The organism is Kitasatospora sp. NPDC092286, assembly GCF_044755565.1.
GTDB lineage: Bacteria > Actinomycetota > Actinomycetes > Streptomycetales > Streptomycetaceae > Kitasatospora.
In genome coordinates this window covers 87224-100361 of sequence record NZ_JBIVRD010000012.1, presented here as the reverse complement: position 1 = coordinate 100361, position 13138 = coordinate 87224, and the positions used below count along the sequence as shown (strand labels likewise).

Annotated in this window: 13 protein-coding genes; 11 read left to right on the top strand and 2 right to left on the bottom strand. The window is 74.7% G+C overall.

Translation table 11 applies throughout. The features are described from left to right. Nucleotides 1–58: 58 nt before the first annotated feature. The gene (locus ACIQIB_RS14850) at nucleotides 59–505 is read right to left on the bottom strand and encodes an Rrf2 family transcriptional regulator (protein WP_363606175.1); all 447 of its coding nucleotides are present in this window, start codon (nucleotides 503–505) and stop codon (nucleotides 59–61) included. A 176-nt stretch (nucleotides 506–681) separates the two neighbouring features. Here ACIQIB_RS14850 and ACIQIB_RS14845 point away from each other — a divergent pair, with 176 nt between their 5' ends. From ACIQIB_RS14845 to ACIQIB_RS14830, 4 genes are all read left to right on the top strand, one after another. Then, entirely contained in the window at nucleotides 682–2451 is a 1770-nt protein-coding gene (locus tag ACIQIB_RS14845) for a hypothetical protein (protein WP_363606173.1), read from the top strand. 14 nt (nucleotides 2452–2465) lie between these two features. After that, on the top strand, nucleotides 2466–2906 hold the full coding sequence (locus ACIQIB_RS14840; protein ID WP_400758204.1) for a hypothetical protein: 441 nt from the start codon (nucleotides 2466–2468) through the stop codon (nucleotides 2904–2906). Nucleotides 2907–3004: 98 nt separating this feature from the next. Continuing rightward, on the top strand, nucleotides 3005–3664 hold the full coding sequence (locus ACIQIB_RS14835; RefSeq protein WP_400651748.1) for a transcriptional regulator: 660 nt from the start codon (nucleotides 3005–3007) through the stop codon (nucleotides 3662–3664). Then, on the top strand, nucleotides 3661–4812 hold the full coding sequence (locus tag ACIQIB_RS14830; protein WP_400758202.1) for an aminotransferase class I/II-fold pyridoxal phosphate-dependent enzyme: 1152 nt from the start codon (nucleotides 3661–3663) through the stop codon (nucleotides 4810–4812). Before ACIQIB_RS14835 ends, ACIQIB_RS14830 begins: the two co-directional genes overlap by 4 nt. 238 nt (nucleotides 4813–5050) lie before the next feature. Here the strand turns inward: ACIQIB_RS14830 and ACIQIB_RS14825 are convergent, their stop codons facing one another. Continuing rightward, nucleotides 5051–5464 carry a hypothetical protein gene (locus ACIQIB_RS14825; protein WP_400758200.1) on the bottom strand — a complete coding sequence of 138 codons (414 nt, stop codon included), beginning with the start codon at nucleotides 5462–5464 and terminating at the stop codon, nucleotides 5051–5053. 325 nt (nucleotides 5465–5789) lie between these two features. On the opposite strand from ACIQIB_RS14825, the gene ACIQIB_RS14820 reads away from it, so the two are divergent. The 7 genes from ACIQIB_RS14820 (at nucleotide 5790) to ACIQIB_RS14790 (ending at nucleotide 13114) form a co-directional block, all read left to right on the top strand. Further along, nucleotides 5790–6554 carry a serine/threonine protein kinase gene (locus tag ACIQIB_RS14820; protein WP_363606166.1) on the top strand — a complete coding sequence of 255 codons (765 nt, stop codon included), beginning with the start codon at nucleotides 5790–5792 and terminating at the stop codon, nucleotides 6552–6554. Between the two features lie 4 nt (nucleotides 6555–6558). Further along, on the top strand, nucleotides 6559–8052 hold the full coding sequence (locus ACIQIB_RS14815; protein ID WP_400758197.1) for a serine/threonine-protein kinase: 1494 nt from the start codon (nucleotides 6559–6561) through the stop codon (nucleotides 8050–8052). A 199-nt stretch (nucleotides 8053–8251) separates the two neighbouring features. Further along, nucleotides 8252–9352, top strand: a complete 1101-nt coding sequence (locus tag ACIQIB_RS14810) for an ionic transporter y4hA (protein WP_363606164.1) — start codon at nucleotides 8252–8254, stop codon at nucleotides 9350–9352. 189 nt (nucleotides 9353–9541) lie between these two features. Then, a complete protein-coding gene (locus ACIQIB_RS14805; RefSeq protein WP_363606163.1) occupies nucleotides 9542–10861 on the top strand; it encodes a geranylgeranyl reductase family protein in 1320 nt (439 codons plus the stop codon). A gap of 251 nt (nucleotides 10862–11112) precedes the next feature. Continuing rightward, the gene (locus ACIQIB_RS14800; protein ID WP_400758195.1) at nucleotides 11113–11769 is read left to right on the top strand and encodes a TNT domain-containing protein; all 657 of its coding nucleotides are present in this window, start codon (nucleotides 11113–11115) and stop codon (nucleotides 11767–11769) included. Between the two features lie 146 nt (nucleotides 11770–11915). Beyond that, complete coding sequence (locus ACIQIB_RS14795) at nucleotides 11916–12530, top strand: GNAT family N-acetyltransferase (RefSeq protein ID WP_400651764.1); 615 nt, start codon at nucleotides 11916–11918, stop codon at nucleotides 12528–12530. Nucleotides 12531–12667: 137 nt separating this feature from the next. Next, on the top strand, nucleotides 12668–13114 hold the full coding sequence (locus ACIQIB_RS14790; protein WP_400758193.1) for an HAD family hydrolase: 447 nt from the start codon (nucleotides 12668–12670) through the stop codon (nucleotides 13112–13114). Nucleotides 13115–13138: the final 24 nt, after the last annotated feature.

Genomic DNA, 13138 nt, shown 5'->3' with positions numbered 1-13138 from the left:
GGATGCACGGCCCGGGGTCTGCGGGTTCAGGGGGCTTCGGGCGGGATCGGGTCCGGGTTCAGGTGTGATCGGGTCTGCGGGAGAGGCTGAGCAGCAACGGTCCGGTCGGCGCGGTGACCAGGTCGTCGATGCAGAGCGGGTCGAGCGCCGCGAAGAACGCCTCCTGCGCCCCGCGCAGCGCGCCGCGCAACCGGCAGGCCGCCCGCAGCGGGCAGGGTGGCTCGTCCTCGCAGCCGACCACGTCGCCGACCCCCTCCAGCTCGCGCAGGAGCGGTCCGAGCGAACCGGTCCGCCCGGCGGAGGTGAGCACCAGGCCCCCGCCGCGCCCGCGCCGCGCCTCCACCACACCGAGGTGCTGCAGCCGGCTGACCACCTTGGCGGCGTGGGTGTACGGCACGCCCACCGCCTCGGCCACCTCGCGGGTGGTCGGGTTGGCGCCCTCGTCGAGGACGGCCAGCCGCATGGCGATGCGGAGGGCGATGTCGGTGCTCTTGGTCAGCCTCACGTTCGAAAGGCTAGCGAATGCGACTCTCAGACTCCAATTTTCTGCACACCGCTCGGCGCGCCCCGCCCGGCGGTGCCGAACCGTTACCGCCGAAGCGGTACCGGAAGCTGTCCATGCCGCGCCCCAACTGCTTTACTGTTCCGTCTTGTTGGCATGTCTTCTCCTCGGGGGACGCAATGGACGACAGGGTGCCGCCACCGCCGCTCTACCCGCCGCGACCACCCGGCAGCCCGCCCCGCGACCTCCGGGCGACGCTCGCGGCGACGCCGGAGAACCTGCACAACCAGGCCGGCCCCGTCCCGGGCGACGCGACCCGCTACCTCTGCGCGGCGGCCTGGCTGGACCGCGGCTTCCGTGCCGAGGTGATCGAGGAACTGGTCGAGCAGTCCTTCCGGATTCCGGCCCCCTCCCCGGGCACCGACCTGGTCCGGGTGCTGCACGAGGCGCTCACCGCCCGGCGCTGGGAGGCCTGGACCGGCGCGGCCTGCCTCGCCGTCCTCGCCGCCGGGTTCCCGCTCTTCGGCCCCGAGGCGGGGATCACGGCCGCGGTGGCGGCGCTGGTCCTCGGCGCGGCCGGCGGGTTCGGCGCGGACCGGATGGACCACCGGCTCGGGCTCTCGCTGGAGCGCCTGACCGTCGCCCGCGCCCCGCGCCGCCCCGGTCGCGGGCGCGCCAAGGGCGGCCTCTCCGGCACGCTCACCTTCCTCGTGGCGCTGTCCGCGCTCGCCGTGGCCTTCACCTACCTCCGGGACCAGGCCGGACGGCTGGACCCGGACACGGTGGCCAGGGCCGGGTACGCGGTCGCCGAACTGGTCCTGCTCTGGCTGATCGCGGCCGGGCTGCGCCTCGCGATCCGGCGCCGGCTCGCCGGACCGGCGATGCGCCCGGCGGGCCCGCCCCCGCAGCCGAACGGGAAGCGGGCCGCCTGGCTGTACCAGCGGCTGCGCGAACAGCAGAGCGGGCCGGAACTGCTCTACCGCCGCCGGGCGCCGCTGGTCGGCCTGGGCCTGCCGGGCCCGATCTGGCGGATGACGTTCGAACTGCAGCCCTCGGCCGCGCGGGTGGCCGAAGGGCGGCCGGCCGAGCCGATCGACGCCTCGGCCCTCTACCGGGCGGTCGCCGCGCGGGTCCGGGCGCTGGCCGAGGACACCCGCTACCCGGAGGACCCGCTGCGCGGGCTCTCGGTCACCGACCGGGTGTTCCGGCCCAGCCTGCGCGTCGACGATCCCCGGCACTGGCGCGGCCGGATGTCCGCCCACGCCGGCGACCGGATCCTGCTCGAACCGGCCTGGGCGGACCTGCTGAGCCGCTCCGGCCACGAGCGGCTGCGGCACTACCTGGCGATCAGGGTCGGCTCCTGGCAGGAGGAGGTGGTGGTCACCGTGCTGGTGCGCGCCACCACCCGGGGCGGGCTGCTCCACCTGGAATGGCTGCCGTACGTCCTGCCCCCGGTGGACCCGGCGTACCACGTGATCGACGCGCTCGGACGGCACTCCGGGCCCGCCGACGCCGCCAATGCGCTCGGCTGGGCCGCGCGCCGGCTGGGTGGCGACATCGCCGTCGCGGTCGGCCAGTTGGGCGAGGTGTGGTCCTCGCGCGGGCGTGCCGCGAGCCTGGCGCGACGTTACAGGCAGGTCACCTCCACGGGCTACGCCGTCGACTACGCGCCGAGGCTGAGCGTGCGCGAACTGGGCTCGGCGGCCGAGTACCAGAACATCTTCCAGTCGCACGACGTGCAGCGGTTCCTGGGCACCGTCACCCAGCGGGTCTTCAGCGCGGTGGGGGAGGAGCTGCGGGCGCGCGGCTACGACAGTGCCGCCTTCGAGAAGCAGTCGCAGAGCATCACCAACATCAACAACGGCGTCGTGGTCAGCGGCAGCACCGTGAACGGCCCGGTGGCCGGCGGTGCCGGGTCGTCGGTGCACCTCGAAGTCCCGAAGAGCTGAGACGGGGAAGCGAAGTGACGGACAGTCGGGAAGATCCGGGCGGGTCGGCGCCCGGCGCCGGCGCGAACAGCGGCGTCGTGGTGACCGGCGGCAGCACGGTGTACGGGCCCGTCGCCGGCGGCCGGGGCGCCACCGTCTGGATCGGCGCCGGGGCCGGCGCTCCCGCGGGCGGCCCGGCCGGTCCGGAGGGGCTGCTCACCGCGGCGCGGTCGTTGCGGGCCGCGCTCGCCCGGCTGCGGGACGAGCGGCCGGGCGCGGTGCCGGAGGAGGACGCGGCCGACGCGGATGCGGCCCTGGCCGAGATCCTGGAGGAGGCGGCCCTGGAACAGCCCCGGGAGAGCAGGCTCCGGCGCCGGGTGGGCGCCGTCGTGGACGCGCTCAGGACGGTCGCCCTGCTGGCGGCGGCGGTGGCCGGGCTGGAGAGCGCCTTCGCGGCGCTCGTCGCCCAGGGCTGAGCACCCCCGGACGCCCCGCGCCCGCCCCGGCCCCGCCATCGCGAGGCCGGGGCGGGCGCCTCTGGACGGAATGTCCAGCCCGGACGTACAGTCCAGAGGTGACCGAAGAGACCACCGACCCCCGCGTCCGGACCTGGTCGCCCGTCTGCCAGGCGGTGGCGCTGCTCCTCGGGCCGTACACCGAGGTGGTGCTGCACGACGCCGTCCGCGACCGGGTGCTCGCCATCTGGAACCCGATGACCGGCCGCGCCCCCGGCGACCCGTCGCTGCTCGGCGAACTGGACGCACTGGACCCGGCCGCGCCCGACGTCTACGGGCCGTACGAGAAACTGCTGCCCGACGGGCGGCGGCTCTCCTCGGTCAGCGCCGTGCTGCGCGACGCCGACGGGCGGCCCTCGGCGGTGCTCTGCGTCAACCTCGACCGAGGCCCGCTCGACCACGCCGCCGCCCTGCTGGCCGGCTTCGCCGCACCCACCGCCCCCCGGCCCGAACCGCTCTTCGAGCGCGACTGGACCGAGCGGATGAACGACGTCATCGGCGGCTACGTCCGCGCCCACGGCCGCCCACCGGAGCGGCTCGGCCGCGACGACCGGCTCGCCGTGCTGCGCGAACTCGACCGGGCCGGGGTGTTCGCGGTCCGCCGCGCCGTCCCGGCCGTCGCCACCGCGCTCAAGGTCTCGCGCTCCACCGTCTACACCCTGCTCGCCGAGCTCAGGGCCGAGCCCGCACCACCGGCACACCAGAGGACCGAGAGATGACCAAGCTCCCCGACTTCCGCCTGGAGACCTACTTCTCCCGCTGGGAGTTCACCGCCCGCCACCACCTCACCGCCTCGGACGCCCAGACCATGGCGATGTCCGAACTGCTCGCTCTGGCGGGCCCCGAGGACCGGCACGCCTGGGACACCCTCGCCCTCGGCTACACCGAGACCTTCGGCGACCCGGCCCTGCGGGAGGCGATCGCGGGCATGTACAGCCTGGTGGACGCCGACGACGTGATCTGCTTCGGCGGCGCGCAGGAGGCGCTCAACCTCGCCATGCAGGTGCTGCTCGGCCCCGGCGACCACGCCGTGGTGGTGACCCCCAACTACCAGTCCGCCGAGACCATTCCGCTCTCGCTCTGCGAGGTCACCGGCGTCCCCCTGGACGCCGACCGGGACTGGGCGCTCGACCTCGACCGGCTCACCGCCGCGCTGCGCCCCAACACCCGGGTCGTCTCGGTCAACTTCCCCAACAACCCCACCGGGAAGATCATCGACGCGGCCGACTTCGCCCGGCTCGCCGAACTCTGCGACGAACGCGGCATCCGCCTCTTCAGCGACGAGGTCTACCGCGGCCTGGAGCGCGACCCCGCCCGCACGCTGGCCCAGGCCGCCGACCTCTCCGAGCGCGCCCTCTCGCTCAACGTCACCTCCAAGTCGCTCGGCCTGCCCGGTCTGCGGATCGGCTGGATCGCCTGCCGCGACCGGGAGTTGCGCTCCCGGCTGGAGCGCGCCAAGCACTACACCACGATCTGCAACTCCGCCCCCAGCGAGATCCTGGCCCGGATCGCCATCAACGCCCGCGAGCAGATCCTGGCCCGCAACCGCGCGATCATCGACGCCAACCTGCCGGTCTTCGACCAGTTCTTCACCGAGTTCGCCGAGCTCTTCGACTGGCGGGCGCCGGACGGCGGCTGTGTCGCCTACCCCCGCTACCTGGGCGCGGACGGTGTCGAGGCGTTCTGCACCACGCTGGTCGAGCAGGCCGGCGTCCTGCTGCTGCCGGCGAGCATCTACCGCTCCGAGCTCACCCCCACGCCCGCCGACCGGTTCCGGATCGGCATCGGCCGCCGGGCCCCGGTGCCGGCCCTGGACGCCTTCGCCCGCTGGCTGCGGGACCGCCGGAAGGCCGTTCAGGAAAAATAGAGTCGCACACGCCGGGCGGGTTCGGGGAGGAGCTCGGCGCATGGTTGGCGCGGCCTCGGCCTGGGCGCGTGCCGTGAACTTCCCGAGTGGCGGCTGAGGGCGCCGGGGGAGGGGTGGTCGGCCCGGTCGGCGGTGTCACGAGGGGCGGGCCGGCCGCCGGTTGCGGACCCGGCGACCGGCCCTGGAGAGGGGGCGCGTGGCCCCGGCTCGTGGTGGATCCCCGTTGGGCCGAGGGGGATCAGAAGGGGTTGGTACAGGTGGTGACGCGCTGGGCCACGTCCAGCAGCGGGCCGCCGGTCGCGCAGACGATGGTGAGGTCGCTGGTGACCACCCGCGGCGTGACGGCCTTGGCGAACCCGGCCTGCACGGTGGTCGCGGAGGCGGCGGTCACCCAGGGTCCGCCCCAGGTGCGCTGCGTCCGCACCTCGACCTGAACCAGCGTCAGGTGCGCGGGGTCGGCCGCCGAGACCTGCGCGACCCCGACGACGCCCCCTCCGCCGTCCTTCTCCTGCCAGACGCACGGGTGGTTGGCCACGGCGGCGCAGGCCACCGCCCCGGTTTCGTCCGTCACCGTCGCCGCCGAGGCCGGGGCGGCCAGCCCTGCCGTGATCCCTGCCACCGTGACCATCAGGGCTGCGATTTGAGCGCGCATGATATGAACCTCCTTGGAAAGTAAGGGAATCTCACTCCGTGGGATGAGTCTTGCATAAATCATGGGCATGACATATGTGCGTTGCATCACACTCAAGGTGACCGTTCAACCACATGCAGCGACCAATTGGTGTGATGTTCAGCGGCCCGGCGAACGCCGTTCAGGGAGCCGGTGACAGCACCGTTCGCCAGCCCGCCGTCCACCCGGCAGCGCCTGCCCGACCGGCAACTCCTGCCCGCCGCCACCGCGTTCACTCGTACGAGTGGCGCAGCGGCGCGAGGCCGTTCGGGCCGCTAGGGTCGACCCGACCCATGGAGGTGGCTGCGTGGACACGGTCATCGTGCAACTGCCCGAACCCCGCCCGGGAGCCGCGCTCCGCGGCCGGCCCGAACTGCTGCGGATGGGCCCGGGGGAGGCCGCGGTCTTCGGCCGCGGCGAGCCCGGCCGGCCCGCCGTCATTCCCCTCGCCGACCAGGGCGTCTCCCGCCGTGCGGGGGAGGTCGTCGCCGCCGAGGACTACTGGCGGCTCTCCAACTTCAGCACCTCCGCGACGTACGTGGTGGAGAACCTGGAGGGCGCCGGCGAGCACGTCAAGGTGGCGCCCGGGCGGATCGGCGCGCCGGTGCCGTTCGAGTTCTCCCGGGTCCTGCTGCCGGCCCTCGGCGAACCGGCCGCCTTCAAGGTGTTCGCACCGCAACACGCCTACCTGGAGGCCGGGTCCGGGACCGGCGGCGGCGAGCGGACGGTCAGTCCGTTCGCCCTGGACCCGACCGCCAAGTACTTCCTCGTCCTGCTCGCCCTCTGCGAGCCGCGACTGCGCTCGCCGTCCGCCGCCGTCGTCCCCGGCGCCACCGACGTGGTGGCCCGGCTGCGCGCCCTGCCGTCCTGCCGGGGGCTGACCCGATCCGCCGTCAACTACCACATCGACTACCTGGTGGCCACCAAACTGCGGCTGCGCGAGGCGCCCGAGGACGACCCCGGGGCCGCCCGGGCCGGTGGAAAAAGGGAGGAACTCGTGGCACTGGCACTGAAGTTCGACCTCGTCCGGGAGGAGCATCTGGCGCTGCTCCCGCCCCGGCGCGGCTGCTGACCCCGTGGTGAGGCCCACCACCCGGTCCGACGAACCGCCGTTCGGCATCCCGCCCGGCTACCCCGTGGCCGGCTACCGCACCGGCGAACTCATCGGCGCGGGCGCCTGGGGCAGCGTCCACGCCGCCCGCGCGCCGGGCGGCCGCCCCGACGCCGCCGTCAAGTTCCTCCGCCCCGCCCGGCTCAGCCCGGGCCAGCGCCGGACCATGGCGCAGATAGCCCGCAGCGAGATGAGCTTCAGCCGCCGCGCCGACCACCCCAACCTGATCCGCACCCTCGCCGTGGTCACCATCGACGACCCCGCGCACCCCGACCTCGACGGGGCCGTCGCCCTGGTGATGGAACGCGCCGCCCACAGCCTCCAGGACGTCCTCGCCACCGCCCGCCCGGGCCTGCCCGTCCCCGGCGCCGAGCGCGTCCTCGCCGACGTCTGCGCCGGCCTCACCCATATGCACACCGCAGGCTGGGTGCACGGCGACCTCAAACCCGCCAACATCCTGCTGATGCCCGACGGCACCGCCAAGCTCGCCGACTTCGGCCTCACCGCCGAGCTGGAGGGAACCCACGCCTACGCCCCGCCACTCGGCTCGCCCGACCACGTCCCACCCGAGTGGTGGTCCCAGCGCACCGGCGCCCGCGGTGTCGCGCTGCGCCCGAGCGCCGACATCTGGGCCTTCGGGGTCATCGCCCACCAACTGCTCACCGGCGGCCTGCACCCCTTCCTCGGCGCCACCGCCCGGGCCCGCTCGCTCGCCGCCCAGGCGTACGCGCGCGGCGCGGCGCCGCTGCGGCTGGACGAGACGCTGCGCGAGCCGTGGCGGGCGGCCGTCACCGCCTGCCTCACCCCCGACCGGGCGGCACGGGCGCGGGTCGACCTCGCCGCCCTGCTCGCCGGTCCGCCGACCCGCCCGCCGGCCGCGCGCCGCCGGCCCGGCCTGCGAACCGGGGCGGGCCTGCTCTCCGCCGCCGCCGTCCTGGCCCTCACCGGCGCCCCCGAGCCGGCCGCACCGGACCTCCGCGCGCCGCCGCCCCCGCCGCGCGGCGCGATCCCGGCCGGCTCCGACGTCCCCGAGGCGCTCCGCGGCCCGATCGGGGACGCCGCCCGGCGCTGCCCCGAGCCCGAGATCACCCCGGTCCTGCTGGCCGCGATGATCAAGGGGGAGAGCGGTTTCGACCCGAAGGCCGCCCGCCCCGGGACCAACGAGTACGGCATCGCGATGTGGACGCCCGCGGTGTTCAACGCCTGGGCGCAGGACGGCGACCACGACGGCGTCAAGGACTACATGGACCCGGCCGACGCGATCGCCTCGATGGGCAACTACGTCTGCTGGCTGGACCAGCAGATAAAGCGCCGGGGCTTCACCACCGACCTGCCCGCCCTGGTCACGGCGGCCTACCGGACCAGCGACAAGACCGTGGCCGACGCGGGCGGCGTACCCGACCGGGTGAAGGCGCATGTGACGAAGGTGCTGGCGTACCTCGCCGAGTACGGCGGCTGAGCGGCCCGGGCGGCCGGGCCGTGCCACGGGCCCCGACGGCGGCTCAGCACGGCCCTCTGCGCGGCCCCGTGCGGCCCTTTGCGCGGCCCCGCGTGTCTCCGCGCGCCCCTGCCGTGACCCCGTGGCGGCCCGACACCGGCCGGGCCGCCACGGCGCCGTTGCCCGGCGACGGGGGGTCCGGTCTGGGATGCTCGGCCGCATGATCACGAAGCTCCGTGCAGTCACCGCGCAATGGACCGTCGTCGTTCCGGTGCTCTCCTTCGTCGCCCTCGTCCTGACCTGGCACCGCGACCTGCCCGGATGGGTGGTCGGCGTGGTGGCCTGCTTCCTCGCCGGCGCCGTGCTCGCCGCCGTGCACCACGCCGAGGTGATCGCCCACCGGGTGGGGGAGCCGTTCGGCTCCCTGGTGCTGGCGGTCGCCGTGACGGTCATCGAGGTGGCGCTGATCGTCACGCTGATGGCCGACGGCGGCGACAAGGCCGCCACCCTGGCCAGGGACACCGTGTTCGCCGCCGTGATGATCACCTGCAACGGCATCCTCGGCCTCTCCCTCCTGGTCGCCGCCGTCAAGTACCGGGTCGCGGTGTTCAACGCCGAGGGCACCGGCGCGGCGCTCGCCGGCATCGGCACCCTCGCCACGCTCAGCCTGGTGCTGCCGACCTTCACCACCAGCTCGCCGGGCCCGCAGTTCTCCTCCACCCAGCTGGTGTTCGCGGCGACCGCCTCGCTGGTGCTGTACGGGCTGTTCGTCGCCACCCTGACGGTCCGGCACCGGGACTACTTCCTGCCCGTCAGCGCCGAGGGCGCGGTCCTCGACGAGGAGGACCACGCCGACCCGCCGACCGCCCGGGCGGCGGCGATCAGCCTGCTGCTGCTGGCGCTCGGGCTGGTCGCGGTGGTCGGCCTGGCCAAGGGCGTCTCGCCGACCATCGAGTCCGCCGTCTACTCGGCCGGGCTGCCGTCCTCGGTGGTCGGTGTGGTGATCGCCCTGCTGGTGCTGCTGCCGGAGACCATCGCGGCGCTGCGCGCGGCCCTGCGCAACCGGGTGCAGACCAGCCTCAACCTGGCGCTCGGCTCGGCGCTGGCGAGCATCGGGCTGACCATCCCCGCGGTCGCGGTGGCCTCCGCCTGGCTCCCCGGACCACTGGTGCTGGGCCTCGGCCCGGCGCACCTGGTGCTGCTCACGCTCACCGTCGCGGTGGGCACGCTGACCATCATCCCGAACCGCGCCACCCCGCTCCAGGGCGGGGTGCACCTGGCGGTGCTGGCGGCGTACGTGGTGCTCGCGGTCAACCCCTGAGCCGCGCGCGCCTCCTGTGGCTCCCACGCCGCCGCGTGCGCCGCCTACCGCACCACCCCCTGCGCCCCGGTGGCCGGTAATGACCGGTCCTCGGGGCGGGTCAGCGTGTCGGGGCGCGGCACGGCCGTCGCTGTCCCTATCGTCTGAGACCGCTGAGTCCACAGCCGACCAGACCCGTGGGAGTGCGCGATGCCCGGCCCAGAGCAGCAGTTGTCCGGTAACGGCGGCGTCGGCCGCGCGGAGGACGGCGCGGACGTGATCGTGGTCGGCGCGGGCCCGGCGGGCTCCACCACCGCGTACCACCTGGCCCGGACCGGGCTCGACGTGCTGCTGCTGGAGAAGTCGGCCTTCCCCCGCGAGAAGGTCTGCGGGGACGGTCTGACGCCGCGCGTCGTCAAGCAGTTGACCGATCTCGGCATCGACGTCTCCGAGGAGGCCGGCTGGCTGCACAACCGCGGGCTGCGCCTGGTCTCCGGGCGGCGCCGGCTGGAGCTGGACTGGCCGGAGCTGTCGGCCTTCCCGGGGCACGGACTGGTCCGGCGGCGGGCCGACTTCGACGAACTGCTCGCCCGCCGCGCCGCCTCGGCCGGCGCCCGGCTGATCGAACGGGCCTCCGTGGCGGGCCCGTTGCTGGACGAGCGGACCGGCCGGATCATCGGGGTGACGGCCCGCCTCGGCGAGGAGCGGCGGCCCGTCTCCTACCACGCGCCCCTGGTGGTCGCCGCCGACGGCAACTCGACCCGGCTGTCGCTCGCGATGAAGCGCTACCGCCGCACCGACCGGGCGATGGGCGTCGCCTACCGGACGTACTTCACCACCCCCCGGCACGAGGACCGTTACCTGGAGGCCTGGCTGGACCTGCGCGACCCCAGGGACCCGGCCCGCCGCCTGCTGCCCGGCTACGCCTGGGTGTTCGGGATGGGCGACGGTACCGCCAACGTCGGCCTGGGCGTGCTGGACACGGGCGCCGTGGCCCGCGAGCTGGACTGGCGGGACCTGCTCCGGCGCTGGTGCGCCGAGCTGCCCCCCGAGTACGGCTACACCCCCGACGGCGTCACCGAGCCCGTCCGCGGCTCCGCCCTCCCGATGGGCCTCAACCGCCAACCCCACTACGCCGAAGGCCTGTTGCTGGTCGGCGACGCGGGCGGCACGGTCAGCCCGGCGACCGGCGAGGGCATCGCGTACGCGATGGAGTCCGGCCGCTACGCCGCCGAGACGATCGTCCAGGCGCTGGCCCGGCGCACCGACCGCGGCCGTGAACTCGCCCTGCGCGCCTACCCGCAGGCCCTGCGCTCCGCCTACGACGGCTACTTCGCGCTCGGCCGGGTCGTCGCCGACGTGCTGGGTCGCCCCCGGCTGCTCGGCGCGGCCGGTGCGCTCGGCCTCGGCCACCCGGCCCTGCTGAAGGTGGCCTTCCGGCTGATGGTCAACCTGACCGAGCCCAACTCCAGGGACGCCCTCGACCGGCTGCTGCACGCGCTCGGCAGGATCGCGCCCAGCAGTCGGTGACGGCGGACTTGCGTCCGAACGGGGCGCGCGCCCCGCGTGCGACCTTTCAGTTTCCACGCCCTGATGCAGTCCTGCACGCCGGTTGGCCGAAATCGGAGAATTCGACAGCCATATGGATCAGTCGTATTGACGAAGGATCATCTGATCCGATTGCCTAGGTGCCAGCTCGGACACGGAGGGTGACCAGCCGTCCTTCGATCCGCTCCCACGCTGATACGACGTCACTATGACGCCTTTACGACGGAGACATCGTGCGCCTTCGCCTTCGCCTGCTCGTCGCGCCGCTCGCCGCGGTCGTCGCCCTCCTCGCCCCGGGCGTCCCGGCGTCCGCTGCCGCGGCCGGCGCCACCCCGTCCAACGAGTGCTCGGCCGCCGACCACCACGGCGACCCGCGCCTCGGCCCCGAGGACCTGCCGATCACCGGCCCGGTCGGCCGCGAGCTGATCGGCTACAAGCGCACCGGCAACCTCTCCGAGGACAAGTTCCTCGCCACCTACTACAGCCCCACCGCCAACAACGGCAGCCCGGGCTGGATCTACCCGCCGGCCAACGGCTACGTCACGCTGCCCGACGGCACGCCGATCGAGTTCGAGCTCACCCTCTACCCGAACCAGAACATCGACCGCTACGGCAGCGAGTACGGCTCCTTCCTCGCCCCGGAGGGCCTGCCCTACGCCACCCGCTCGATCCCGCCGCAGAGCCTCGACAGCAACCCGGCGGCCACCTGCAACTACCACGACTACAAGGTGCTGAAGCCGTTCAAGGTGCACGCCGGCCCGATCGCCCCCTGGTTCGGCCAGCCCGGCTACGGCCTGCAGTACCAGCTCGACGCCGCCCTGGTGCCGGGCGGCCCGGCCAGGCTGAACGTGCTCTGGCTGGTCGACAACGGCTACCTCGCCCGGATCTGACGGGCTCCGCGCCCGCACCCGCGCCCGGTGGCGGCACGGCCTCACGGCCTGCCGCCACCGGGCGCCGCCGTGACCGCCCCGCGGGTGTCGCGCCGGGCGGTGAAAAACCGGTGGTGCGGGGGCTCGGGGCGGGGTAGGAAGGGCGGATGAACCCCGTGGAAACCACCGCCGACCACCGTCCCTTCGCCCCGGCCACGCTGGACCTGGGCGACCTCCTGCTGCGCCCGTGGAGCCGGGAGACGGACATCCCGGGCGGTGCGGTGGCCGGTGTGATCGCCGCGGCGGCCGATCCCGCGATAGCCCTGTGGAACCCGATCCGCGCCGCCGACCGGGCCGGGGCCGAGGCGTACCTCGACCGCTGGGCGACCGGCTGGGCGAACGGCACCACGGCCGCGTTCGCCGTCACCGACACCGCCGGCGGCGAACTGCTGGGCAATGTCGCCCTGCGGTGGATCGACCGCGCGGACGGGCTGGCGATGATCGGCTACTGGCTGCTGCCGGGCGCCCGGGGCCGCGGCGTCGCCACCCGGGCCACCCGGGCCGTCACCAGCTGGGGCATCGCCACGGCCGGCACCCGCCGGACAGAGATCGCCCACGCGGTGGGGAACGAGGAGTCCTGCCGGGTCGCCGAGCGCTGCGGCTACCCCGCCGAGGGCATTCTGCGCGCCTCCCACCGCTTCGGCGACGGCGAGTACCACGCCGAGCACCTGCACGCCCGGCTCGCCACCGACCCCGAGCCGGCCGCCCTGCCGGTCCGGTGACCGCCCGGCCCGGGCGGTGTGGTGCCGGGAGCGTCCGCGCCGGGCGCGGGCCGGGGGTAGGGGCCTAACCTGGAAGGGCGCGCCGGTGCGTGGTGCGGGAGCGGGGCCCGCGCGGGACGGAACGGGAACGGTGGGCCATGACGGTCATCTCGGCAGCACTCTTCGGAACCGACTGGTGTGACGCGCTGCCCGGTTCCGCCGAGCTGCTGCACGAGTGCGCCGCCCGTGGCTGGACGGTGGTGCTGACCGGGCCGGGCCCGGCCAGGGCGCCCGCCCTGACCGTGACCGACCCGGGCCGCGACCCCGTTCGCGCCGCCCTCGACCTGGTGGACGGCTCGCCGTCGCACGCCGTCTACCTGGCCGGGAGCGTGCGCGAAGTGTGGGCGGCGCGGCAGGCCGGGGTGATGTGCGTCGCGGTGGAGACCGGTGGTGACGGCGGTCCCGAGCTGCGGGCGGCCGGCGCGGCCGAGGTGCACCGCGACGCCGCCGCCCTGCTCCGGGTGCTGGACGACAGCCTGCTGGCCCGCCCCAGGGCCTTCGGTCCGACGACGGCTCCCGCCGCACCGGCCGGCCGGAGCGGTTAACGCACCACCGCACCGGGCAACCGC

Bases quoted from the DNA above. Each gene is read 5' to 3' on its own strand.
- ACIQIB_RS14845 (WP_363606173.1), top strand. From the start codon at position 682: ATGGACGACAGGGTGCCGCCACCGCCGCTCTACCCGCCGCGACCACCC.
- ACIQIB_RS14830 (WP_400758202.1), top strand. From the start codon at position 3,661: ATGACCAAGCTCCCCGACTTCCGCCTGGAGACCTACTTCTCCCGCTGG.
- ACIQIB_RS14825 (WP_400758200.1), bottom strand. From the start codon at position 5,464: ATGCGCGCTCAAATCGCAGCCCTGATGGTCACGGTGGCAGGGATCACG.
- ACIQIB_RS14810 (WP_363606164.1), top strand. From the start codon at position 8,252: ATGATCACGAAGCTCCGTGCAGTCACCGCGCAATGGACCGTCGTCGTT.
- ACIQIB_RS14805 (WP_363606163.1), top strand. From the start codon at position 9,542: ATGCCCGGCCCAGAGCAGCAGTTGTCCGGTAACGGCGGCGTCGGCCGC.
- ACIQIB_RS14795 (WP_400651764.1), top strand. From the start codon at position 11,916: ATGAACCCCGTGGAAACCACCGCCGACCACCGTCCCTTCGCCCCGGCC.
- ACIQIB_RS14790 (WP_400758193.1), top strand. From the start codon at position 12,668: ATGACGGTCATCTCGGCAGCACTCTTCGGAACCGACTGGTGTGACGCG.